This window comes from Atribacter sp., from assembly GCF_035418125.1.
Lineage (GTDB): Bacteria > Atribacterota > Atribacteria > Atribacterales > Atribacteraceae > Atribacter > Atribacter allofermentans.
This window is the reverse complement of the sequence record NZ_DAOLQM010000001.1, coordinates 18,173-41,624: the sequence shown is the minus strand read 5'-3', so window position 1 is coordinate 41,624 and position 23,452 is coordinate 18,173. Positions and strand designations below refer to the sequence as shown.

Here is a 23,452-nt window from a genome sequence, read left to right as displayed (position 1 = left end):
GTACAATTAATGCGTTTCAATTCGATACCAAATATATTCCGAAATATTCAATTTGTTCAATAGAATAGTGTCTATTTCTAATAGCTTTTCTCCATTAAAACAAAAAAGAAGAAGAATTTTCATTGATCTCGGAATAATGATAAGATTAAAACAATGTATTTTATTATCATCGGTTTAATTAAATAGGTCAAGGAGGATGTTCTATGTCTCTCAATCAAGCTCTGTGGAAAAAAGCCCTAACTGAATCTTATCAAGCAATTGAAAGACTCAGTGGGGTTTTTCTGGTTACTCAAGGAAAAGAACGGAAACCGAATATTATGACCATTGGATGGATGCAGGGAGGAATAATTTGGGGACGGCCTATTATATCGGTTTTGGTAAGGCCTTCTCGTTTTTCATTTATTCATATTGAGGAAAACCCCTCCTTTACGGTGTGTGTTCCGACTGATAACATGAAAGGAGAAATAAACTGGTGTGGGAGTGTCTCAGGAGCGACAGTTGATAAATTTAAAAGTACAGCTTTTACTCCTATATATAACGAAGACTTTTCTGTTCCAATCATTAAAGAATGCCCTATTCATTTTGAGTGCATTATAGTTCAAAAAACCAAGGTTATAGAAACAAATTTTATTCCGGAAATCCTTCGTGAATATTATTCTTCGGGAGATTTTCATTCAGTCTATTATGGAGAAATAACCAGAGTTAAAATATAAATTTCTTTTCCAGGGGAAGGGTCGAGAAAGAAGCCGAAATAGGGATAGAATTTCCTATCAACATGCGGAGAAAAAATTATTCGACCACGCAAAAATTTTTTATCTTTAATAACGGTATTTTAAAGAATAGTGTATAATATCATTCGGGTTTTTCCCAAGAAGAGGAAAGACTACTTTATTGGTTGGAAATATTTATTTATATTTACTGTTCTGTGGATAGGAATGAGGTTAAACGGTTTCTAGCAAACATCAAAGAAACGATCAATAAAAGAGATCTCCATTGGGGAATGACGGAACCTATGTTATAACCCCTCCCAAAATAAAGGAGGAAACAATTGAAAATATTATTAATTGCGCCTGAGTCAATCAGGGCATCGAAAAAAAAGGCAATCCTAGTTCCTTTCCCGCAAGCAAGCCTTACCATAATAGCCGGGTTAACCCCTAAAGAGCACTCGGTTACTATCATCGACGAAAGATTACATGAAATAGATTTTAATAGCGATTATGATTTGATAGGCATAACAGCCATGACCGCAACCTCAGTTCGTGCTTATCAAATTGCCGATGAGTTTCGAAAAAGAAATAAAAAAGTTGTTTTAGGAGGTATTCATCCTTCTGCTCTTCCTGATGAAGCTATTCAACATGCCGATTGTGTTGTCATTGGTGAAGCTGAAAATTTATGGAAAATAGTTTTAGATGATTTTCAACAAGGTCAATTACAAAGGTTTTACAAAAATGAAGAGCTTCCTTGTTTAACCGACCTTCCACCAGCGCGTTTAGATTTGCTAGGGAAAGGTTACTTGTTAAAAAATGTTTTTCAAACAACCCGCGGGTGCCCTCATAATTGTGGTTTTTGCTCGGTTTCTACTTTCAATGGAAGACGTTATCGCCATCGACCGGTTGAAAACGTCATTGAAGAAGTAAGCCGCTGTCGGTCGAAGATGATTGGCTTTTTGGACGATAACATTGTTGGGAATCCAAAGTACTCGAAAGAACTTTTTCGCGCGTTAATTCCATTAAAGAAAAAGTGGGTGAGTCAGGGAACGGTTAAGATGGCTGAAGATGAAGAATTAATTAGCCTTGCCCAAAAATGCGGTTGTATCTGTCTATTTGTTGGCTTCGAATCGGTTAACGAAATGAATTTAAAAGAGATGCATAAGCAGTTTAATCCCATAGAAAAGTACCAGAAATTAATTGAAAATTTCCACCGACATCATATTATGGTAGTTGGTTCCTTTGTCTTTGGTTTTGATAACGATGATATATCAGTTTTTGATAATACCCTGAAGTTTATCGAAGATACCAAAATTGATTTTGCTACCTTTAATATTCTGACCCCCTTACCAGGAACTGAAGTTTATGAAAAATTTAAAGATACCAACCGAATCTTTTCCTACAATTGGACTAATTATGATTTTTCTCATGTCGTCTATCAACCAGCTAAAATGACCCCACAAGAACTCCAATTTGAACACAATGAGTTATATCGAAAATTTTATACTTTACCAAAAATAATGAAGCGAGCTTTGTGGAATTGGAGATACCTCGGTTACTTTCTCCCGGCCAGTCTCTATTATAACTGGGTGTCAAGAAATCCGCACCAATTACCCAATTTACATGATTAAGGCAGTTTTATTTGATCTTGATGGTACTTTAATTTTTGCCGAAAAGGCCATTATTAAGGGAATCCAAAAATGTTTTATGATGCATAACCTATGCCAACCCGAAGAAGAAATGATTCGAGGGACAATCGGACTTTCAATGGTTGAAGCTTTTTCGGTTTTACGATTCCCCGATCCAGAAGAAGGTGCCAATTTGTATCGGGAGTTTTTTTTGGAACAGCCTGAAGACATAAGTATCAATCCTGAGTCTTTTGAACTCTTAGACATCTTGGTGCAAAAGAATATTCAGGTTGGAATAGTCACCAACCGAAGGTCAGCAAAAAGACTGATTGATAGACTGCCCTTTCCGGTATCTTTTGATGTTGTTATTGACCTTTCTTTGGGTATCCAGCCCAAGCCATCGCCAGAAGGCGTTTGGTACGCTTTAGCTCATTTAAAAATATCTCCACAAGAAGCTTTATTTGTTGGTGATACTCATTATGATATAATCGCCGGAAAATCTGCTGGGGTTGGTGTGGTAGGGTATACCCAGGGAATGCATGGAGAAGACATCCTAAAAGAATTCCGTCCTGATTGGATGATTGATTCTCTCGATGAAATTCTTATTATTCTTGACAGCGCATGAATGAAAAGTTCATTCCTGAAGCTAAAAACAAGAAATTTATCTAAATAGGAAATAGATTTTGTTTCTATTTTCATAGAAAAATAAAAAAGAAAGGGTATGATAATTCTACAGATCTCTAAAGGGAAGAGCTTATGGTGGCTCCATTTACCTGTTGTCACCTGGTAGAGATAGTTTTATTCACAAATGTTTTTTGAGATAAAGGGCTTGACAAGCATGTTATATTAGTCGGAGGGTGTTTTAGATAAATGAAAACGCTATTAGCTCTGGAAGATGGTCGGTGTTTTTGGGGACACTCTTTTGGATCAACCGGAGAAGCGTTTGGTGAAATTGTTTTTAACACCAGCATGACCGGTTATCAAGAGATATTAACAGATCCTTCTTATTGTGGTCAAATTGTTACCATGACTTACCCTTTAATTGGAAACTACGGTTTAAATTCAGAAGATGGAGAATCTTCACAACCTCAATTAGAAGCCTTCATTGTAAGAGAAAAAAGTCCTTTGTATAGTAATTGGAGAGCTGAAGAAAGCTTGGACGAGTATTTAATCCGTTGTCGAATCATTGGGATGGAAAGAGTTGATACTCGAGCAATTACCCGTCACATTCGGGAAAAGGGAGCTTTAAAAGCAGTTATCTCAACCGAAGACCTTAACCCAGATTCGCTGGTTCAGAAAGCCATTCAAGGACCTCCCTTGGTAGGTGTTGACCTGGCTAAAGAAGTGACTACCGAAGAACCTTATTTTTGGCAATCAGAAGGCAATTACACCATAGCGGTAATAGATTTTGGTGTTAAATACAATATATTAAGACAATTAGCTGCTCGAGGTTGCCGAGTGAAGGTTTATCCAGCCAAAACCACTGCTCATCAACTCATTAAAGACAGTCCTGATGGTGTCCTTCTGTCCAACGGTCCCGGAGATCCAGCCGCTCTTCATTATGCGGTTGAATTAGTTCAGGAAATTATTGGAAAATTACCAGTTTTTGGAATCTGTTTAGGTCATCAAATCATTGGTCAAGCTTTGGGTGGGAAAACCTACAAGCTTAAGTTCGGCCATCATGGTGGAAATCATCCGGTAAAAGATCTTTTGAATGAAAAAGTCTATATTACCACTCAAAATCACAGCTTTGTGGTGGATGTCAATACACTTCCCATGTCAGATCTCAAAATAACCCACATCAACCTCAACGATAATACTTTAGCAGGGATAAAGCATTGTAAATATCCGCTTTTTTCCGTTCAATTTCATCCAGAAGCAGCACCGGGTTCCCATGATACAACATATCTATTTGATCAGTTTGTCAAAATGATGGAGGAATATTGTGCCAAGAAATAATGATATTCATCGAATCTGCATCGTTGGTTCTGGTCCAATCACAATTGGTCAAGCATGTGAGTTCGACTATTCTGGTACCCAAGGTTGTAAAGCTCTCAAGAGTGAAGGATATGAAATAATCTTGATTAACAGTAATCCGGCAACAATTATGACCGATCCGGAAATGGCTGATCGAACCTACATTGAACCGCTCATCCCTGAGGTAATAGAGAAAATCATTGCCCGGGAAAAACCCGATGCTTTTTTACCTATCTTAGGTGGGCAAACCGCTTTGAACCTCACTGTTCAACTGGAAAACCAAGGAATTTTTAAAAAATATGGTATAAAAGTACTGGGAGCTTCACCGGAAGCCATTAGTAAAGCGGAAGATAGAGAATTATTTAAAGAAGCCATGTTACGAGTTGGGATAGATGTACCTCAAAGTGACCGAGCTTATTCTCTTGATGAAGCCAAAGAAGTTGCCAATAGAATTGGATTTCCTTTAGTTATTCGACCAAGTTTTACCCTTGGCGGAACTGGAGGATCGATCGCTTATAATATTGAAGAATTCGAAAATCTCGCACAACAAGCCTTAGAAAGTAGCATCATTCGAGAAATATTAATTGAGGAATCAGTGATTGGTTGGAAAGAAATTGAACTGGAAGTAATGCGTGATTCCAAAGATAATGTTGTGGTTATTTGTTCAATTGAAAACTTTGATCCCATGGGAATTCACACTGGAGACAGTATTACCATTGCACCCGCCCAAACACTCACCGATAAAGAATACCAACATCTACGTGATTTATCCATCCGGGCCATTCGAGAAATTGGAGTGGCGAGCGGAGGATGTAATATACAATTTGCTCTGAATCCTACCAATGGAAAAACGGTTATCATCGAAATGAATCCCCGAGTTTCGAGAAGCTCAGCGTTAGCTTCCAAAGCAACGGGATTTCCAATAGCCAAAATAGCAGCTAAATTGGCAGTTGGGTATTCTTTGGATGAAATACCCAATGATATTACCCGTAAAACTCCAGCCTGTTTCGAACCAGCTATAGATTATTGTGTAGTAAAAATACCCAGATTTACCTTTGAAAAATTTCCCGACACTGAACCGGTATTGGGAATATCCATGAAAAGCGTTGGAGAAACCATGGCAATTGGAAGAAATTTCAAGGAAGCCCTCCAAAAAGGTCTTCGATCGCTAGAAATTGGGAAATGCGGATTGGAAGACCTTAAAAACTGGAATACCCTTACCATTGAAAAAAAACACTTTCTCCTTCGAGAAAAACTCCAAAAGCCCAATCCCGATCGGTTATTCTTTTTGAAAATGGCACTCAAGGAGGGTGTTTCTCTGGAAGAGATTTATGCTCTAAGCTCTATTGACCCTTGGTTTATAAGACAGATAGATGAAATTATCGAGATGGAAAAAAGTTTGGTAGACTTAAGCTCTTGGGAAAACATCGATCCCGAACACTTAAGAAGAGCAAAAGAGTTTGGGTTTTCTGACCGTCAACTAGCTACTCTTTGGAAAGAATCCGAGTGGGTCTTAAGGAATTTTCGGTTAAAAAATAATATCAAAGCGGTTTATAAGCAAGTTGATACCTGTGCAGCAGAATTTGAAGCTGAAACCCCTTATTATTACTCAACTTATGAAGAAGAATGTGAAGCTAATCCGAGTTCCCGAAATAAAGTAATAATTCTAGGGGCAGGACCAAATCGTATCGGTCAGGGTATTGAGTTTGACTATTGTTGCGTTCATGCAACCTGGGGCTTGCGGGATCTTGGCTATGAAACCATAATGGTTAACAGTAATCCAGAAACCGTTAGTACGGATTATGATACGAGCGATAAGTTATACTTTGAGCCAGTTTTCTTGGAAGATGTATTAAATATTATAGTTAAGGAAAAACCAATTGGGGTGATTGTTCAGCTAGGTGGGCAAACTCCTTTGAATTTAGCAAGAGATTTAGAAAAAGCTGGAGTTCCAATATTGGGGACATCACCTGAAAGCATAGATATCGCCGAAGACCGGGATCGTTTTAAAATTTTGGTAGACCGGTTAGGCTTAATACAGCCCAAAAATGGAGTATCAGTATCTTTTGAGGGTGCTCGGGAAGTTGCCGTCCAAATTGGATATCCGGTTGTGGTGCGTCCATCATATGTTTTAGGTGGACGAGCTATGAAGATAGTTTATAGTGAAAGCGAGCTTTTTGAGTTTATGAATCAAGCCGTAGAGATTTCACCAGGTCATCCAGTTTTAATCGATAAATTTTTAGAAGATGCCATTGAAGTGGATGTAGATGCCATCAGTGATGGAGAGACGACTATTGTTGCCGGTATTATGGAACATATTGAAGAAGCAGGAGTACATTCGGGAGATAGTGCTTGTGTGATCCCTCCCTTTTCTCTCAGTGATGAAATTGTTGATCAAATTAAGCTATTTACTCAAGCTTTGGCTCGGGAACTGAATGTTATTGGACTTATGAATGTACAATATGCAGTTAAAGAAGATACGGTTTATGTATTAGAGGTTAACCCACGGGCTTCGAGAACAATACCTTTTGTTAGCAAAGCCACAGGAGTTCCTTTAGCTCGATTAGCATCCCAGGTTATGGTTGGTCGGAAATTATCGGAAATTGGCCTGAATCGCGAAGTTGAAATCCGACATTTTGCGGTTAAAGAAGCAGTGTTCCCTTTTAATCGATTTCCTGGTGTTGACCCAATATTAGGTCCTGAGATGCGTTCAACGGGTGAAGTGATGGGTATTGATGCTGATTTTGGAATGGCTTTCGCCAAGTCACAAATTGGAACTCAATCCCAACTTCCTCAAGCGGGGAGGGTGTTTATTAGTGTTAAAAATCAAGATAAAAGAGGAGTTATTTTTGTAGCCAAGAAACTGGTTGACCTTGGATTCCAAATTGTTGCCACCAAAGGAACTGCTAAAGTATTAATGAATAATGGTATTACAGTTGAAATTGTGAATAAGGTTGGAGAAGGCCGCCCCAATGTTGTGGATTTTATAAAAAACCAAAAAATTGACTTGATCATCAATACCCCCTCGGGAGGACGAACCCAGGTGGAGAGTAGCTTTATTCGAAAGGAAGCTGTAATAAAAAGCATCAACTATGTTACCACGCTTTCCGGAGCCGAAGCTACAGTCTATGCTATTGAGCGGCTTAAAAAATTTCCCATTCAGGTTCGTTCTATTCAAGAATATCATCAAGAAATTTTAAGAACCCTACCAGTATAGATTGGCAAATTAAATTAAAAAGAATCCTTTTTTACAATGACTTCAATCGATTCATAATCGATAGGGAGGTATTTTTGCTGAAGGTAGGAAATTATAAAAATTTTCCTCTGATTATGGTAAACTGATTTTATCAATTTGAGGAGGTGTGGTGTGAAAACCTTTGGTATCATTGGGTGTCTTCTCCTAGTAATTGGTTGCTTTTCTCTCTCCGTTTCAGCCCTTTCGATTAGAGGGGATGTTTTATGGAATGACCAGCCTTTATCTTTTTTGCTCATTACTGAAAATTCCCGTTATGTATTAAAGATACAAAATCAGCACCAACAGCTTATGAGGGTTTTGGCTGACATGGAAGCTGAAGAATTACTTATTATTGATGATATGATGAAGGAATACGCTTCGGTTCATTCGAAACAATTAATCTCTATTGTATCTTTGTTGGCTTTGGGAAAAGTCATTGGTGTAGAGGAAAGCTGGTTACAAGGTGAACAGGTTAATTTTTTTCAAACTGGTGAGAAAAAATTATACGACCCCTTTGGTGAATGTCTTCAACTTCGGGTGAATGATACCATCACTGGAATGTTTTGGTCCTTCCAACTGGATAATTTATTTCTACCCATAATAACCCCCATGCTTCAGAAGCTCACTCATGATGGTATCCGCTTCCCTTTTTGGGAGTCAACTGTCAAAATGAAAGGTTTTATTGTAGCTAACCAAAAGGACCAAAAAACCATTTATCGCTTAATTGAGATTGGGGAAGTTCCCCTTGAATGGCAAAAGGAAATTCAACATAGTGACTATGAGCAAAAAGAATGGGTGGATTTTCTATCTCCATTTAAAGGAGAGAATTAAGCGAATTCTCTAACTGCTGAAAGGGAGGAGGGATGACATGCCAGATATAATCATTACCATAGGAGGCGAAGCAGGGCAGGGTGTTCAAACCATAGGTGAGGTATTATCGCGTATTCTCATCCGAAGTGGTTTTTATGTTTTTTCTATTCAAGACTATCATTCCCGCATTCGTGGTGGGCACAATTCGGTTCAAATTCGCTTCTCTGATCAACCGATACAAGCCATTGGTACCGATTTAGACCTTTTAGTATGTCTCAACTCTGAAACTCAGGAAATACACCAACCAGCACTAAAATCGGATGGGATAATGATAGGGATGATTAAAAAATCACCTTCAACTTCTTCAGCGATCTCAATTAATTTTAACGAAATGGCAGAAGAATTAGGAAATCGGATATTTGCCAATATTATTGCAGTAGGTGCTTTAATTGAAATTTTGGGGATCGATGATAAAATTGCCGAATTGTATTTGGAGGAAATTTTCCAAAAAAAAGGTAATGATGTCGTTCGGCTCAATAAAGAAGCACTTGCTTTAGGACAAAAGGAAATCAAGAGACAACAAATCCCTCGGCAATTTTTAGATAAAAAAAATGGAAATCCGAACCAGGGAAATCTTTTATTAATAGGAGGAAATGAAGCTTTAGGTCTGGGTGCGATCCTGGCAGGATGTACTTTTTATAGCGCCTATCCCATGACACCATCAACCGGAGTCATGAATTTCATATCATCCCGCTCTAAAAAATACGGTATTATTGTCGAACAAGCTGAAGATGAAATTGCAGCAATTAATATGGCCATTGGAGCATCCTATGCTGGTGCTAAGGCGATGACAGCCACTTCAGGAGGAGGTTTTTGTTTAATGGCAGAAGGTTTAGGATTGGCGGCTATGACCGAAACTCCAATAGTTGTTTTAGATGGTATGCGCCCAGGTCCTTCAACCGGTTTACCAACCCGAACCTCCCAGGGTGATCTTGAATTTGTCCTCTCAGCTTCCCACGATGAATTTCCTCGATTTGTATTTGCTCCTCGAGACCCCCAAGATGCTATCGATACAATGATTCGTGCTTTTAATCTATCCGACCGTTTTCAAGTTCCGGTAATAATTCTTTCCGATCAATACCTAGCCGATAGTAGTTGGACATTTTCTCAAATGAAAATGAATGAGCAACCCCAGAAAATACAAACTGTTATTGGTGACCACTCTTACCAGCGGTATGCTCTTACCGATTCTGGAATCTCTCCACGCGCTCTTCCCGGGATGAGTGAGGCTTTAGTAGTTGCCGATAGCGATGAACACGACGAGATTGGCCATTTGACTGAAGATTTAAACCAAAGGGTTCAAATGCATCAAAAAAGAATGAAAAAAATTGAAAAGATGAAAAAAGAAACCCAACCCCCAGTTCATATAGTCGGCCAAACCGCCACGATAATCGGATGGGGTTCAACTTACGGAGTATTGTTTGAAGCAAGAGAAAAGCTGGCAAAGCTGGGAATTGAGGCTGGATTACTTCATTTTAACGATATTTATCCTTTATCAACAGATACTCTTACGATTTTGAAATCAGTTCCTAAACCGATTGTTGTGGAGGGAAATTTCCAAGGTCAACTGGCAAGGTTATTGGAAAGAGAAACGAAAACTTCATTTGATCTTCGCGTTAACCGTTATGACGGAAGGCCCTTTTTTGTAAACGAGTTGGTGGATCAAATTCGGGAGGTGCTTTCATGATATCTCCTTTTCGAAATCAGATAGAAATCGCTTGGTGTCCCGGTTGTGGAAATTTTAATTTACTCACTGCTCTTTCCGAAGCTTTGGCCGAGCTTGGTTTAAAACCAAGCCAAGTGGTGCTGGTTTCAGGAATTGGTCAAGCAGCCAAGGCTCCCCATTATGTACAAGCCAATGTTTTTAACGGTCTGCATGGACGTTCAATTCCAGTTGCTTTTGGTATTCAATCAGTAAACCCAGATCTTACTGTTATAGCTGAATCTGGTGATGGTTGTATGTATGGTGAAGGTGGTAACCACCTTATCCATGCTATCCGAAGAAACCCCAATATTACAGTCATTGTTCATAATAATCAGGTTTATGGTTTGACTAAAGGACAAGCCTCTCCGACTTCAGAGGTTGGTTTTGTTAGCAAAACCCAGCCTCTTGGAACAGTTTCCGAATCTTTCCACCCCTTAGCTCTGGCTGTATCTCAAGGAGCTAGCTTTGTCGCTCGTGGATTTACCGGTGATAAAAAAGAATTAAAGTCAATTTTTAAACAAGCCATCCAATGGAAGGGATTTTCTTTGGTGGACGTTCTTCAACCTTGTGTCACTTTTAATCGTACCAATACTTTTGGATGGTATAAAAGCCGAGTGTATTCTCTTCCCGAAGAGTATGATCCCGAAGATCAAGTCGGTGCGTTTAAAAAATCTCTGGAGTGGGGAGACAAGATTCCCACCGGTGTTATCTATCGTCATGCCAAGCCGGTATTTTTAGATCAAGTTTTTGAAAAGTTAGGTCGGAAGGAGTTTTTAATCCCGACAAACAATTATCAGGTAATTTTTGAGGATGAAAAACGTAGATTTGAGTAAAAGCAGTTCCTTCCTACGGGGAGATAGGAATCTCCCCGTAACCATTATTTCTCAATGAAGAGCCGATAGACACTTAATAACCGTAACTGGAATACAAGTCTTTTTAATAACATCAACCGTAACACTTCCCAAGAATATGCTGGCAAGTCCAGTTCTTCCGTGAGTCCCCATAATAATCAAGTTAACCTGGTTTTCTTCGGCAAACTTAACGATTTCTTCGGCTGGTTCTCCAACCAGAACTTCTAAAATTGGATTTTTTCCTAGTTGGCATTCAGATGAGTTTTTATTATATTCTTGTTGCATATCGTTTTGGATAGCTTGGATAACGTTTTCCCAGGGATTTCCAGGTTCTGAGGTGAGTGCATTCACTTCACTCAAGGTAAGGACATGGGCTAAAGTAAGTTGGGCATCGAAAACTTTGCAAAAGAAAGCCGCATTTTGAATTGCCAGATCAGAGAATGGGGAAAAATCAGTTGGTACCAAAATGTGAGAGATTTTCAAATAATGTTCCCTCCCTCTTTTTTCCAACAGATTAACCTTTACCCAGAGAAAATGCAAGATATTTCTTCCGGGAAGTGGATAAAAATATGCTAAAATGACAAGCAAAATAAAGCTAGTGATTATGATGCTGGAGGGAGAGGCTTTGAAAAATTATTGGAATATCTTTCGACTAAAAATTCATCTTCGCTCTCTTGCCGGAGAAAAAGATCAGGGATTTCTAAGTCTTGGGAAAAAAGTGTTCCAACTACTTCACAATAAAGAACTGGAAAGAGAAGATCTAAAAGAAGACGTCCAGGAGATTCTTTCGATTGAAGATGAAATCGATCAAGTTCGAGAAGCACTATACCGAGAAATGGGACAGCCACCTCGTAAACAATGCCAGTCTTGCGGGAAATATATCGATGCCCAAGCACGATATTGTCCCCGTTGTGGAAATATTCAAGAAAGGAGTAAGTCAGAATGATTGAACGTTACAGTCGACAGGAAATGAGTAAAATTTGGGGCGAAGAACACCGGGCTCAAGTTTGGTTAAAAGTTGAAATGTTCGCTTTGGAAGCTTGGGTTAAACTAGGATTATTGTCTCAGGATGAATATAAAAAGATTACTAATCAGGTTACTCTCTCTCTTGATCGTATGAAAGCAATTGAAAACATCACTCGCCACGATGTCATTGCCTTTCTTACTAGTTTAACCGAACAATGCGGTTTAGAATCCCGTTTTATTCATTTTGGTATGACATCATCCGATATGCTGGATACTGCCCAAGCATTTCTAATGAAAGAAGCAGCCGATTTACTTCTTGAAGACTGCCGAAAGGCTCTCAGTTCCATCAAACAAAAAGCAATAAAGTATCGAAACACTCTCATGGTGGGACGGACCCATGGGATTCACGCTGAACCAACCACCTTTGGGCTAAAAATGGCCATGTGGTATACCGAAATGCAAAGAAATTACCATCGATTAATTGAAGCCCGTGAAAATATAAGGGTTGGAAAAATTTCTGGAGCAGTAGGGAATTATGCGAATATTCCACCCTTTGTAGAACAATATGTTTGTGAAAAATTGGGTTTAAAACCGGCGGAAGTTTCTACCCAGATTATCCAAAGAGACCGTTATGCCGAATTGGTTTGGGCAATGGCCATGATTGGGACATCCTTGGAAAAGTTTGCTTTGGAGCTAAGAAGCTTGCAAAGAACCGAGATCCGAGAAGTTGAAGAAGGCTTTTCTTCAGGACAAAAAGGATCATCGGCTATGCCCCATAAAAAAAATCCCATCACCGGAGAACAAATATGTGGTTTAAGTCGAGTTTTAAGAGGAAATCTAATAGTTGCGATGGAGAATATTCCACTTTGGCATGAACGGGATATTTCTCATTCTTCAGCAGAACGCATCATTATTCCCGATTGTTGTATACTCTGTGATTATTTACTTATTACATTTTGTCGATTATTGGATAATTTACGAATTTTCCCCGAGAATATGAAAAAGAATTTAGAGTCCAATCGTGGTTTGGTTTTTTCGGAACGGATTCTCCTTGAATTAATTAAGAAGGGGTTAAGTCGAGAGGATGCTTATAAAATTGTTCAGCGTTCAGCGTTGACAACATGGGAAGATCCCCAAACCTCATTTCAGGATATTTTACTTCAAGACGATGAATTGAAGAAGTATCTTTCTAAAGAAGAAATCAAAAAGCTTTTTGACTACCAGCATTTTCTTCATTCAGTTGATTATATTTTTAAAAATGCTGGTTTAAATGAGGAGGATCAAGAGTGACTGAAGGATGGACTTATCAAAAAGCCGGTGTAAATGTTGATTTAGCCAATACGACAGTTGAAAAAATAAAAACCTTGGTAAAGTCTACCCGAAGGTCCGAGGTTATTACCGATATCGGAGGTTTTTCTGGAGTTTTTTGTATGGGAGAAAAAGGGAAAAACCATCCTTGTTTAGTTGCCAGTACCGACGGTGTCGGGACCAAATTAAAGATTGCTATTCATCTGGGGGTTCACGATTCTATTGGTATCGATCTGGTAGCTATGTGTGTGAACGATATTCTTTGTACTGGTGCCGAACCCTGGTTTTTTCTTGATTATTTTGCTTGTGGAAAATTGCATTCGAATATTCTGGAAAGAGTTATTTCAGGAGTTGTGCAAGGGTGCCAATTAGCTGGGTGTGCTTTATTGGGGGGAGAGACCGCTGAAATGCCGGGTATGTACCAAGATAATGACTATGACTTAGCTGGATTTGCGGTCGGATCGGTTTTAGAAGATCACCTGATAGATGGACATAGTATTCAAAATGGGGATGGGGTTATTGCTTTAGCCTCATCAGGTCTTCATAGCAATGGATTTTCTTTAGTAAGAAAGGTTTTAGATTGGAACCACATTCAATACGATCAAGTGGTTGGTGACCTTGACTTAGCCCGAGAGTTGTTGAAGCCAACCCGAATTTATGTTAAGAGCGTTTTAAAATTACTAAAGGAAGTATCGGTTCGGGGAATAGCTCATATTACTGGAGGTGGAATTGTGGAAAATGTACCCCGCATCCTTCCTCAACACCATGGTGTATCGCTCTTCAAGAATGAAATACACATCCCTGAAATCTTCTCTTTTCTACAGAAAATTGGAAAAATACCAGAAACCGAAATGTGGCGAACTTTTAATATGGGAGTAGGAATGATTTTGATCATTGAAAAATCTGAAATTGATAAAACTCTCCATCTACTCAATGAAAATGGTGAAAACGCCTATCTGATTGGGGAAGTTATATTAGATCGGGAAGGGGTGAAATGGAATGATTGAAAAAAATATTGTTGTTATGGCTTCAGGAAGAGGAACCAATCTTCAAGCCATCATCGATGCAACTCAATCCGGTTTCATCCCTGGAAAAATAACCTTAGTGATTAGCGACAATCCTGATGCTTTCGCTTTAATCAGGGCTCAAAAGGCGAAAATACCAACTTTGGTTCTCGATTTTAAAAGTTTTACCGGGAAAAAAGCCTATGAAGATGAACTCTTAAAAGTTTTAAAAAAGGAAAATCCATCAATCATCTGTCTGGCCGGTTATATGCGGATCGTTGGGAAAGCTATTATTTCTCAATTTTATTATCGGATTCTCAATATCCATCCTTCTCTCTTACCGGCTTTCCCTGGTTTAGATGCTCAAAAACAAGCTTTGGAATATGGAGTAAAAGTGAGTGGATGTACAGTTCACTTTGTAGACGAAGGGATGGATTCCGGGCCTATTATTCTCCAAGCTCCGGTTCTAATCAAAGATAACGATACGGTAGAATCACTTTCCCAGTCAATACTTGAGAAAGAACATGAAATCTATTGCCAAGCGATTAAAATGCTGTTGGAAGATAAGCTTATGGTTCAGGGAAGAACGGTTAGGGTAAAGGGGTGAATTTTATGAAAGTCATGTTGATTGGAAGTGGAGGAAGAGAACACTGCATTGCCTGGAAAGTTATGCAAAATCCAGAGGTAAAAGAATTATATTGCGTACCCGGAAATGGGGGCATGAGTTCACTAGGGATTTGTTATACCTTGAACACTCTTCAAGATATGGTTCAATTTGCTAAAGAAAAAGAGATAAGCCTTACCTTGATTGGTCCCGAAGCTCCATTGGCTAAGGGAGTAGTTGATTTATTTAAAACCGAGGGATTGGCAATAGTTGGTCCCAATCAGAATGCCGCTCGACTGGAATCAAGTAAGGTATACGCCAAGGAATTTATGAAAAAATATAAAATTCCAACTGCCCAGTTTGAAGTTTTTAATCGTTTTGATTCGGTTATTTCTTATCTCAAATCTGGTTTAAATTTCCCTTTGGTCATCAAGGCTGATGGCTTAGCAGCTGGGAAAGGAGTTTTTATTGTTGAAGATGAAGAAGAAGCCAGGGACGTTGTTGTTGATTTGATGGTTGGTAAAATATTTGGAGATGCCGGGAATCAGATTATTATAGAAGAATGTCTTGAAGGAGAAGAAGCGACAATTATGTTTCTTTTCGATGGAAAGTCCTACTGTGTTCTTCCTTCTTCCCAGGATCATAAAAGAATTGGAGATAGTGATGTAGGACCCAATACCGGGGGGATGGGTGCTTATTCTCCAGCTCCACTGATCACCGATCAAATATTGAAAAAAATTGAAATAAGCATCATTCATCCATTTATTGAAGGAATTCAGCAAGAAAAACTGGATTATCGGGGAGTTGTCTATCTGGGTTTGATGATTACCCATCATTCTGAGGTCCATGTTTTGGAATTTAATGTTCGTTTGGGAGATCCTGAAACCCAAGTGGTCTTACCCCGGCTTAAGAATGATTGGCTAGACTTAAATATGGCTCTTTACCGGAGCTCGCTGTCAGAGGTTAAACTTGAAGTGGATACTCAAAACCTTTTGGGGGTGGTTTTGACCAGTCGTGGTTATCCGGGAAACTATGAAATTGGGAAGAAGATTAATGGTTTAGAGGATTTTCCCAATGAACCACAGGGAAAGGTACTGGTTTTTCATGCCGGTACCCAGAGAAGAGATAATCAAATTTTAACAGCTGGTGGGAGAGTATTAAATGTGTGCGCCTTTGGTGATACTCTTAAAAATGCGGCCTACAATGCCTATTTGGCGGTTGGGAAAATCGGTTTTGAAAATATATATTATCGTAAAGATATTGGATATCGTGCTTTTCGTAGGGAGGAATAGCTATGTCGGTTTATGTGGTTATTGGAAGTAAACATGATATCAATTATGCCTCGAAGTGTATTGAACTTCTTGATAAGTTTGAAATAGAGCATCGACTTTTTATCGCTTCTGCCCATCGAACTCCGGAAAAAATTGATGAAATATTACAATTAGTAGAAGAGAATCATATCCAGGTTCTTATAGCTATGGCTGGATATGCGGCTCATCTCCCCGGAGTTTTGGCTGCCCGTGCAGTGTGTCCAGTTATTGGTGTCCCTCTCGATTCTTCCTCACTTTTAGGATTGGACGCATTATTTTCCATTGTTCAAATGCCGGCTGGCATACCCTGTGCCTGCGTGGGGATAGGAGTAAGCGGTGCAAAAAATGCAGCTATCTTAGCAACTGAGATTTTAGCCCTTCAAAATTCTCAGTTAAAAGACAGAATAAAAGCTTATCGAGAAGAAATGAAAGAAGCGGTTATCCAGGCTAATCGGGAATTAAACCTTTGATAATTTAATATTATCAATAAAAAAAGCCTCCCTAAAAAAGGAGGCTTTTTTTATATTTAGACTTTTGCTTTCTCCTTATGGGATTTAGGGACTGGAGTCTCTTTTAGTTTCTCGAGGTACTCTTTTCTTTCAGTTTTATAATCTTTGTAATAGATGGTTCCTTTGTAGTTTTCCTCCCAGTATGGATCGGATAAATCTTTAAAAGCTTGAGAATATTTATCGATATCCTCTTTCAGATCTTTGACAAGACTGTCAGCACCTTCATGGCTGGGTCTTGCCCCATATTTTTCTACTACATCCCGAAGTACTTCAGGAACATCGATCAACATACAGGGGCGCATTAAATTATTATCATATGGTTGGTTTTCTTGAATAGCCCGGAAGAATGGAGAAGAAAAAACCTCTTTCAAACTTTTATTCTTGATGTTGTCAACAGTGAAATGACAAAATACACAAGGTTCAACATCACCAGCATTGTTGATGTGGAAATATCGTCGACCACCGGCGAGACAACCACCAACGTATGGTCCATCATTCCAAAAATCACCGATGAAAACTGGTTTGTCATATCGTAGATGGTGAACCTGATTACGGAGATGAAGACGTTGTTCAGGTGTTGGCATGAGATTCATGTCTGGTTTTTTCCCAATTGGGACATAGGTAAAGTACCAACCAAAACTCGCTCCTTTGTTGATTAAACCATCCATAAATTCGTCACTACAAACCAATTCAGTGTTATTTCGGGTGGCAGTGATGGAAAATCCAAAGAGTGTTCCTTCATCACGAAGAGCTTCCATAGCATTCATAATTTTCTTGTAAGTACCTTTGCCGCGCCGAGCATCAGTTTCAGCTTCGTAACCCTCAACACTGATGGCAGGATAAACATTACCCATTTGAGCTAAACGCTTTGCCATATCTCGATCTATAAGAGTTCCATTAGTATAAACTTGGAAGGAGAGTTCGCTGTGTTTTTCCATTAGATCAATTTGTTCTTTGCGGAGAAAAGGTTCTCCACCAGAAATGGTGAGGAAATTCATGCCCAGTTCATTAGCCTCAGTAAAAATTCTGTCAAGGACTTCTATTGGCATATCGCTTTCTTTGCGATATTCGCCGGCATAACATCCATAACAGTTGAGGTTACAACGCATACTTGGACTCACTACAAAAAACATAGGTACTTGACAGCCTAATTCCTTTTCAATTTTTTGCCTTTTAGGAACTCCTAAAAGAATGCTTTTACAGATGAGATTTTCAATAAGTTTTCGTCTCACGTTGGGATGAATTTCTTGAAGTACTCGCCGTGCCAAAAATATTTGAGGTCTTTTTTCCTCAAACATCTGGCGAAGTCCACGAATCTGGTCACGATAATACTCAATTGGTGTTAGTTTTTCAGCTAAATAAGTTAAACGGATAATTGATTCGTCGGAGGAGTTTCGTAAAGAACTAACCATTGCTTTAACGACCTGTTCAGCGGTAAAGGCTTTTATAGAATCAAAGTAACCCATATTATGAACCTCCCTCATACGACGTGTTTATTCTGTATAACATATAAAACCACCCCTTATGGAGTATGATAAGTAACCAATAAAACAAACTATTTTATCAAAAGCTATCTTTTTCGAAAACACTCTTACAATTTTATGTATTCCCGTTTATTATTTTTTACGTAATTAAAGATAAGAAAGTTTTAGGATACTTAAAAATACAATTATAGAATAATTTAAAGAAAAACTAAAAACTAAGTACTTTACTCTTATATATTATAGCAAAAAAATTGAATTTCAACTTTGGGTACTATGGCGAATTAAATCATAGTTCCTTTTCACTTCTTTGATATCTTCCCAGGTAAGATACCGGGGTGAACCCCGGGAACGATCATTATAACGGAGGAGAAAACTGGGATGAAACATGGGAAATATTTTTTTGCCACCCCTCCATTCCTGCCAGATACCTCGAATTTTGCTAATCGGTTCTTTGGTATTGAGGAAATAACTAGTCGGAACACTGCCTAAGGTGATGATGAAAGTTGGATTGATAATGGCAATTTGTGCTTCTAGAAAGGGAAAGCAGACATCTATTTCCTGGGATTCCGGATTTCGATTCCCTGGCGGTCGGCATTTCACCATGTTAGCGATAAACACCTCTTCTCGAGTGATATTAACCGATTTTAAAATTTGGGTCAGGAGCTTCCCGGCTCTTCCAACAAAGGGGCTTCCGGTTCGATCCTCTTCCTCTCCGGGTCCTTCCCCAATAAACATGAGAACTGCATCAGGATTTCCGTCACCAAATACAGTATGGGTTCGGTTATTGGCTAACGGGCACAAATGACAACTATTAACTTCCTGGCGAATTTCTTCTAAAAGTTGTTCTTTTTTCGACTTTTGATATGACATCTTTCGCTATCCTACTGTAAAAAATTAAAAACCTTTCAAATACCAGCTGAGATTATAGAAAAATATTGAACGCTTTACTTTAGACATAGTATATTGATATGGAACTTTTTACAAATTTGCTTTGGTAAAAAAGAAATTTTGTGGTTTTCTTCGAATTGCTTTATGATGAGATCGACTTGGTATAAAACAAGCTGCCTTGCGTAGGGCTTCAGCATTATAGAGAAACCATAAATAGAGGTCAGCTAAAGTACGATCTTTAAATTTCTCCATAATTCCGCTTCTTTCTATTTTTTCAGAAGCCGGGAAATAACAGTTTTGATACCATTGCTGAACGGCAACTTTCCAAGGTATTTTTTTTTGGCATTGTTCTCGAGTACTTTGATTATTTGGACACTCAGAACATTGGAAACATTGAATTAACTTGAGTATTTCTCGATACCCACCGGGAAGAGTAATTTGGATATTTTGTAAGCCGGTTTTCTCCCGAAACATCTGTTCTTCTAACTTTAAAAAATAGTATTCAGGAGAAGATGAATTGAAGCGTACTTTCGGGATGTTGATTTCTATTACCTCAGCATCAATATAGAGTTGCCCGGAATTTTTTGCTACTGAAACTCGATTATGACCATCTCGGACAAAATAATAATCACCGATTTTATATAGAGAGATAACCGGTAGAGATTCATGTTGTTCATAATAGGAGCGAATACTCGTCCATTTTCTCCGATTGAACTTATTTAATGGCAAAAAAGCTCGATCAAAATCTTCAAAACGATTTTCACTCCCGACTATTTTATCAACCTCAACGGTTTTCACGCCCAAATGATGTTCTTCTCCAGTTCCAATGATTTCTTTAATTTGATTTAAAGGGAGCAAACGATTTTTGTGGTTTTTCAGAGTACCAAGAATTTTTTTAAAGAAACCTTTTCGATAGAGATGATCAAACTCTCGATTTGACTCCGCTGATCGAAAAATCTCTGACATCTTTACCCCTTCCTAAATCTATAATACGATAATTATAACAATTTATTACTATAGTTTGATAAAGAGGGTCTTGATAGCTTTGATTTCGGTCGTATAAATGAGTATGTCCATGAAGGTGGAATCTTGGTTGAAATTTTTTAATCATATGATTAAATACTTTAAAACCTTTATGAACTGGATCATCACTTTCATGAATGCCACCGGGAGGAGAGTGAGTGACTAAAACGTCAAGATAACGATGATAACGCATTTTAGCCCAATATAGCTGAGGCAAGAGAGCAAGGTATTTTTGATACATCGCTCTTTGGGAATATTGGTGAATATTGCCATTGTACCATAGAGATCCTTCCAAGCCGGCAAGCAGGATCCCTTGAAAATTGATAACCTTTCCGTCTAAATTATAACCACCTGCCAAGCTTTTTTTTCCGGCAGAAGGATCATGATTTCCGTGAACAAAGAATAAAGGGACGTTCAGACAGCTGACTATAAAATCCAGATAATGCTCGGGAAGGTCTCCACAGGAGATAACACAACTCACATTCTGAAAACGCTCCCGACATAGGTTACTATAAACTCGTGGATCAATATGATCGCTCACGGCTAAGATTTTCATTCCGTTTATTATACCTAAAGGATTAATATTTGATAAGTAATACAGGTTTTTAAAACAACTTAGAATGAATTTTATTCCTAAATGATAATCTTTTACCAAGAGGAAAGGAGAATAGAAAAAAAGTACCATTTCTTCTTGATATTTTTTGGATCGATAAGTTTTTTAATTTTAATGTAAAAATGAAAAAACAGCATAAGAGGGAATGACATCCTTAATGATATAATGCTGAATGAAATCTTGTAGGAAGGAACTGTGAAGTTCGAATGGACGAAAAGCATCATTACGGTGTAGTTGACAATCTTGATAAACTGTTTTTAGTTTTACCAGAACACATTCTGAAGGCTCTTGAAGAAAAAGAAAACTCTGATGAACTGATAGAAATTGTTATGGACTTGGGCCGTTCTCCAGAAGCGCGGTTTACCAATGGCTTCTGTGTTCTAATTGAAAGTCCTGTTGAAAGAAGTGATATTGAATATACTTTAGGTAGGGTTGGTATGTTTACCCGTGATAACCGAGCCGGGATCGAAAGAACTCTCCACCGAATTTCATGCATCCGGAATCGGGTTGGGAATGTTGTAGGTCTTACTTTGCGGGTAGGACGCGCTGTGTATGGTACCATTGATATCGTACGAGATATCATTGTGTCAGGGAAAAACATTTTATTTTTAGGCCCACCAGGAGTTGGCAAAACCACCAAACTTCGAGAGGTAGCTCGGGTGTTAAGCGATGAATTTCAAAAAAGGGTCATCGTTGTCGATACCTCAAATGAAATAGCTGGTGACGGTGATATTCCCCATCCAGCTATTGGGCGAGCCCGTCGAATGCAAGTACCATCACCAGAAAGGCAACATGATGTGATGATTGAAGCCGTGGAAAACCACATGCCGGAAGTCATTATTGTTGATGAAATCGGACGTGAAGAAGAAGCCCGGGCCTGTCGAACCATTGCTGAAAGAGGAGTTCAACTGATTGCAACCGCTCATGGTAATTCCTTACGAAACCTTTTATTGAACCCCACTCTTACTGACTTAGTGGGTGGCATTCAATCGGTTATTCTCAGCGATGAAGAATCAAGACGGCGTGGAACCCAAAAAGCTGTTTTAGAACGGAAGGCAATCCCGACTTTTGATGTAGTAGTAGAACTCAGGGATCGAGATATTTTAGGAGTCTATCGTAATACTGCCGAAGCGGTAGATGTCCTTTTAAGGAACTATGATCCTCGTCCGGAAGTAAGGAAAAAAACCAAAGATGGTGCCATCGAAGTTATTAAAGAAATCGAGGAATTCGAGACCGTCGAGGGTGTATACAACCTATCCGACTGGAACCATCCGCAATACTCAGAAGGAAAAATGTTACGGGTATTTCTTTTTGCTGTGAGTCGAAATTATATGGAAAGAGCTATAACCCAGCTTAAGGCAACCCTTGAAGTTGTTGAAGATATCAATGAAGCCGATATCGTTTTAACTCTGAAGAGTCGTTATCGTAAAAAAACCAATCGGCTTCGAGAGGCTGAAAATCGAGGGATGCCGGTTCACGTTATCCGTAGCAACACCTATAGCCAAGTGCTCCGTTTTGTCAAAGATCTTTTTGGCTTGTCCGACAGCTTTGAAAAATCAGGAGAAACCGGTTTGATTGAAGCTGAAAAGGCGGCAAGGCAGGTCCTGAGAGAAAACGAACCAATCGAGCTCACTCCTCGGAATGCTTTTGTCCGAAGACTTCAACATAAAATCGCAGAAAGATATAATTTATTCTCCCAGAGTATTGGTGAGGAGCCTTTTCGCAGGGTAACCATTTATCCACGAAATCTGGATGATAATCGATGAGACATTTTCCGGGATTGTTTATAACCTTTGAAGGAATAGAAGGAACAGGAAAATCGACCCATGCCAAGCACCTTTTTGCTTTTTTAAAGGAAAAGAGATATCCAGTCCTTTTTACTGTTGAACCAGGTGGAACGGAAATCGGCAATCAAATTCGATCAATTCTTCTTCATCCTCAAACCGGGGAAGTTGATGCTGTAACCGAGCTTTTTCTTTTTGAAGCCTCGCGTCGGGAACATGTCTTACAAGTTATTCAGCCAGCCTTACAAATCGGAAAGATTGTTCTCTGTGTGCGTTTTTGTGACTCAACCATTGCCTACCAGGGATATGGTAGAGGTTTGTCGGTTGAGATGATTCAATACCTCAATAGTTTGGCCACCAATGGACTGGTGCCTGATTTAACCCTTCTTCTTGATATCGATCCCGAAGAAGGGTTAAGACGATCCTTTCATCATACCGCTCCGCAAGAGCTGCGTTTTGAAGAGGAATTCATGAAGAAAAAGGACGTTTTAGATTCCATACGGAGAGGTTTTTTTAAAATAGCTGAAGGAGAACCAAATCGATTTCAGGTGATATCTACTGTTGAATCAAAAGACGTTGTTTTTGAGAGAATAAAAAATTATGTATTAGCGGCTATTCAAGACAAAAAAAGGAGGAATGTGCCGTGAAGCCAACCTCTTTATTAATATGTGTCGTTCGAGATCAAGATGCTTTAAAGCTGGTTGATATCCTAAGAGAAAAGCAAATATCTTTTACCAAGCTGGCTTCTACTGGCGGATTTTTACGAGAGGGGAACACAACGCTCTTAATAGGAATCCACGAAGCAAAAAAAAATGAGGTTATTGATTTAATTAGGAGTCAGTGCGAACACCGGGAAGAATATATAGAATCTGCCATTCCGGTCAATGAACCAATCGGACCTTATGTTCCTCAACAGGTAAAAGTTATTCGAGGAGGAGGAGTATTGTTCGAAGTTCCCATCGAACGTTACGAAAGGTTTTAATTCG

At 38.9% G+C, this 23,452-nt stretch carries 22 protein-coding genes; 17 read left to right on the top strand and 5 right to left on the bottom strand.

Going from position 1 to position 23,452, the window contains the following annotated elements; all coding sequences use genetic code 11:
- Positions 1–203: 203 nt before the first annotated feature.
- From PLK24_RS00200 to PLK24_RS00165, 8 genes are all read left to right on the top strand, one after another.
- The gene (locus PLK24_RS00200) at positions 204–713 is read left to right on the top strand and encodes a flavin reductase family protein (RefSeq protein WP_324475650.1); all 510 of its coding nucleotides are present in this window, start codon (positions 204–206) and stop codon (positions 711–713) included.
- Between the two features lie 335 nt (positions 714–1,048).
- On the top strand, positions 1,049–2,338 hold the full coding sequence (locus PLK24_RS00195; RefSeq protein ID WP_324475649.1) for a B12-binding domain-containing radical SAM protein: 1,290 nt from the start codon (positions 1,049–1,051) through the stop codon (positions 2,336–2,338).
- Positions 2,331–2,960: an HAD family hydrolase gene (locus tag PLK24_RS00190; RefSeq protein WP_324475648.1), complete on the top strand. Its 630-nt coding sequence runs from the start codon at positions 2,331–2,333 to the stop codon at positions 2,958–2,960. The genes PLK24_RS00195 and PLK24_RS00190 overlap by 8 nt, the downstream gene beginning before the upstream one ends.
- Before the next feature lie 245 nt (positions 2,961–3,205).
- Complete coding sequence (carA, locus tag PLK24_RS00185; protein ID WP_324475647.1) at positions 3,206–4,294, top strand: glutamine-hydrolyzing carbamoyl-phosphate synthase small subunit; 1,089 nt, start codon at positions 3,206–3,208, stop codon at positions 4,292–4,294.
- Entirely contained in the window at positions 4,281–7,529 is a 3,249-nt protein-coding gene (gene carB, locus PLK24_RS00180) for a carbamoyl-phosphate synthase large subunit (RefSeq protein WP_324475646.1), read from the top strand. The genes carA and carB overlap by 14 nt, the downstream gene beginning before the upstream one ends.
- 150 nt (positions 7,530–7,679) lie before the next feature.
- Positions 7,680–8,378, top strand: coding sequence for a hypothetical protein (locus PLK24_RS00175; RefSeq protein WP_324475645.1), 699 nt, complete (start codon positions 7,680–7,682; stop codon positions 8,376–8,378).
- A 37-nt stretch (positions 8,379–8,415) separates the two neighbouring features.
- On the top strand, positions 8,416–10,104 hold the full coding sequence (locus tag PLK24_RS00170; protein WP_324475644.1) for a 2-oxoacid:acceptor oxidoreductase subunit alpha: 1,689 nt from the start codon (positions 8,416–8,418) through the stop codon (positions 10,102–10,104).
- The gene (locus tag PLK24_RS00165; protein WP_324475643.1) at positions 10,101–10,955 is read left to right on the top strand and encodes a thiamine pyrophosphate-dependent enzyme; all 855 of its coding nucleotides are present in this window, start codon (positions 10,101–10,103) and stop codon (positions 10,953–10,955) included. The genes PLK24_RS00170 and PLK24_RS00165 overlap by 4 nt, the downstream gene beginning before the upstream one ends.
- Before the next feature lie 51 nt (positions 10,956–11,006).
- Here the strand turns inward: PLK24_RS00165 and PLK24_RS00160 are convergent, their stop codons facing one another.
- The gene (locus tag PLK24_RS00160; RefSeq protein WP_324475642.1) at positions 11,007–11,456 is read right to left on the bottom strand and encodes a universal stress protein; all 450 of its coding nucleotides are present in this window, start codon (positions 11,454–11,456) and stop codon (positions 11,007–11,009) included.
- A gap of 142 nt (positions 11,457–11,598) precedes the next feature.
- Here PLK24_RS00160 and PLK24_RS00155 point away from each other — a divergent pair, with 142 nt between their 5' ends.
- Genes PLK24_RS00155 through purE form a run of 6 tightly spaced genes read left to right on the top strand, consistent with a single transcriptional unit; the run spans position 11,599 to position 16,635 of the window.
- Positions 11,599–11,919 carry a zinc ribbon domain-containing protein gene (locus PLK24_RS00155; RefSeq protein ID WP_324475641.1) on the top strand — a complete coding sequence of 107 codons (321 nt, stop codon included), beginning with the start codon at positions 11,599–11,601 and terminating at the stop codon, positions 11,917–11,919.
- On the top strand, positions 11,916–13,229 hold the full coding sequence (purB, locus tag PLK24_RS00150; RefSeq protein WP_324475640.1) for an adenylosuccinate lyase: 1,314 nt from the start codon (positions 11,916–11,918) through the stop codon (positions 13,227–13,229). Before PLK24_RS00155 ends, purB begins: the two co-directional genes overlap by 4 nt.
- On the top strand, positions 13,226–14,254 hold the full coding sequence (purM, locus tag PLK24_RS00145; RefSeq protein ID WP_324475639.1) for a phosphoribosylformylglycinamidine cyclo-ligase: 1,029 nt from the start codon (positions 13,226–13,228) through the stop codon (positions 14,252–14,254). Before purB ends, purM begins: the two co-directional genes overlap by 4 nt.
- Positions 14,247–14,858, top strand: a complete 612-nt coding sequence (purN, locus tag PLK24_RS00140; RefSeq protein ID WP_324475638.1) for a phosphoribosylglycinamide formyltransferase — start codon at positions 14,247–14,249, stop codon at positions 14,856–14,858. Before purM ends, purN begins: the two co-directional genes overlap by 8 nt.
- Before the next feature lie 5 nt (positions 14,859–14,863).
- Entirely contained in the window at positions 14,864–16,147 is a 1,284-nt protein-coding gene (purD, locus tag PLK24_RS00135) for a phosphoribosylamine--glycine ligase (protein ID WP_324475637.1), read from the top strand.
- Positions 16,148–16,149: 2 nt separating this feature from the next.
- A complete protein-coding gene (purE, locus tag PLK24_RS00130) occupies positions 16,150–16,635 on the top strand; it encodes a 5-(carboxyamino)imidazole ribonucleotide mutase (RefSeq protein WP_324475636.1) in 486 nt (161 codons plus the stop codon).
- Between the two features lie 56 nt (positions 16,636–16,691).
- On the opposite strand, the gene PLK24_RS00125 is transcribed toward purE, so the two are convergent.
- The 4 genes from PLK24_RS00125 to PLK24_RS00110 all read right to left on the bottom strand — a co-directional run bounded on the left by PLK24_RS00125 (position 16,692) and on the right by PLK24_RS00110 (position 20,625).
- Positions 16,692–18,140 (bottom strand): radical SAM protein, encoded by a 1,449-nt coding sequence (locus PLK24_RS00125; protein WP_324475635.1) that lies wholly within the window; start codon positions 18,138–18,140, stop codon positions 16,692–16,694.
- A gap of 276 nt (positions 18,141–18,416) precedes the next feature.
- The gene (locus PLK24_RS00120; RefSeq protein WP_324475633.1) at positions 18,417–19,028 is read right to left on the bottom strand and encodes a uracil-DNA glycosylase; all 612 of its coding nucleotides are present in this window, start codon (positions 19,026–19,028) and stop codon (positions 18,417–18,419) included.
- A gap of 108 nt (positions 19,029–19,136) precedes the next feature.
- Positions 19,137–20,012 (bottom strand): hypothetical protein, encoded by an 876-nt coding sequence (locus PLK24_RS00115; RefSeq protein WP_324475632.1) that lies wholly within the window; start codon positions 20,010–20,012, stop codon positions 19,137–19,139.
- Entirely contained in the window at positions 19,969–20,625 is a 657-nt protein-coding gene (locus tag PLK24_RS00110; protein ID WP_324475631.1) for a metallophosphoesterase family protein, read from the bottom strand. Before PLK24_RS00110 ends, PLK24_RS00115 begins: the two co-directional genes overlap by 44 nt.
- A 263-nt stretch (positions 20,626–20,888) precedes the next feature.
- Between PLK24_RS00110 and PLK24_RS00105 the strand changes: the two genes are divergently transcribed.
- Genes PLK24_RS00105 through PLK24_RS00095 form a run of 3 tightly spaced genes read left to right on the top strand, consistent with a single transcriptional unit; the run spans position 20,889 to position 23,448 of the window.
- On the top strand, positions 20,889–22,448 hold the full coding sequence (locus tag PLK24_RS00105; protein WP_324475629.1) for a R3H domain-containing nucleic acid-binding protein: 1,560 nt from the start codon (positions 20,889–20,891) through the stop codon (positions 22,446–22,448).
- Positions 22,445–23,113: a dTMP kinase gene (tmk, locus tag PLK24_RS00100; RefSeq protein ID WP_324475628.1), complete on the top strand. Its 669-nt coding sequence runs from the start codon at positions 22,445–22,447 to the stop codon at positions 23,111–23,113. The genes PLK24_RS00105 and tmk overlap by 4 nt, the downstream gene beginning before the upstream one ends.
- Positions 23,110–23,448, top strand: coding sequence for a cyclic-di-AMP receptor (locus tag PLK24_RS00095; RefSeq protein ID WP_324475627.1), 339 nt, complete (start codon positions 23,110–23,112; stop codon positions 23,446–23,448). Before tmk ends, PLK24_RS00095 begins: the two co-directional genes overlap by 4 nt.
- The last annotated feature ends 4 nt before the right edge of the window (positions 23,449–23,452 follow it).

What these genes read in the sequence shown, in the direction of transcription:
- purE (WP_324475636.1), top strand. Translation starts at nt 16,150, where the DNA reads ATGTCGGTTTATGTGGTTATTGGAAGTAAACATGATATCAATTATGCC.
- purN (WP_324475638.1), top strand. Translation starts at nt 14,247, where the DNA reads ATGATTGAAAAAAATATTGTTGTTATGGCTTCAGGAAGAGGAACCAAT.
- carA (WP_324475647.1), top strand. Translation starts at nt 3,206, where the DNA reads ATGAAAACGCTATTAGCTCTGGAAGATGGTCGGTGTTTTTGGGGACAC.
- PLK24_RS00165 (WP_324475643.1), top strand. Translation starts at nt 10,101, where the DNA reads ATGATATCTCCTTTTCGAAATCAGATAGAAATCGCTTGGTGTCCCGGT.
- PLK24_RS00125 (WP_324475635.1), bottom strand. Translation starts at nt 18,140, where the DNA reads ATGGGTTACTTTGATTCTATAAAAGCCTTTACCGCTGAACAGGTCGTT.
- PLK24_RS00190 (WP_324475648.1), top strand. Translation starts at nt 2,331, where the DNA reads ATGATTAAGGCAGTTTTATTTGATCTTGATGGTACTTTAATTTTTGCC.
- PLK24_RS00200 (WP_324475650.1), top strand. Translation starts at nt 204, where the DNA reads ATGTCTCTCAATCAAGCTCTGTGGAAAAAAGCCCTAACTGAATCTTAT.
- PLK24_RS00170 (WP_324475644.1), top strand. Translation starts at nt 8,416, where the DNA reads ATGCCAGATATAATCATTACCATAGGAGGCGAAGCAGGGCAGGGTGTT.
- purB (WP_324475640.1), top strand. Translation starts at nt 11,916, where the DNA reads ATGATTGAACGTTACAGTCGACAGGAAATGAGTAAAATTTGGGGCGAA.
- PLK24_RS00105 (WP_324475629.1), top strand. Translation starts at nt 20,889, where the DNA reads ATGGACGAAAAGCATCATTACGGTGTAGTTGACAATCTTGATAAACTG.
- purD (WP_324475637.1), top strand. Translation starts at nt 14,864, where the DNA reads ATGAAAGTCATGTTGATTGGAAGTGGAGGAAGAGAACACTGCATTGCC.
- PLK24_RS00120 (WP_324475633.1), bottom strand. Translation starts at nt 19,028, where the DNA reads ATGTCATATCAAAAGTCGAAAAAAGAACAACTTTTAGAAGAAATTCGC.
- PLK24_RS00110 (WP_324475631.1), bottom strand. Translation starts at nt 20,625, where the DNA reads ATGAAAATCTTAGCCGTGAGCGATCATATTGATCCACGAGTTTATAGT.
- PLK24_RS00115 (WP_324475632.1), bottom strand. Translation starts at nt 20,012, where the DNA reads ATGTCAGAGATTTTTCGATCAGCGGAGTCAAATCGAGAGTTTGATCAT.
- tmk (WP_324475628.1), top strand. Translation starts at nt 22,445, where the DNA reads ATGAGACATTTTCCGGGATTGTTTATAACCTTTGAAGGAATAGAAGGA.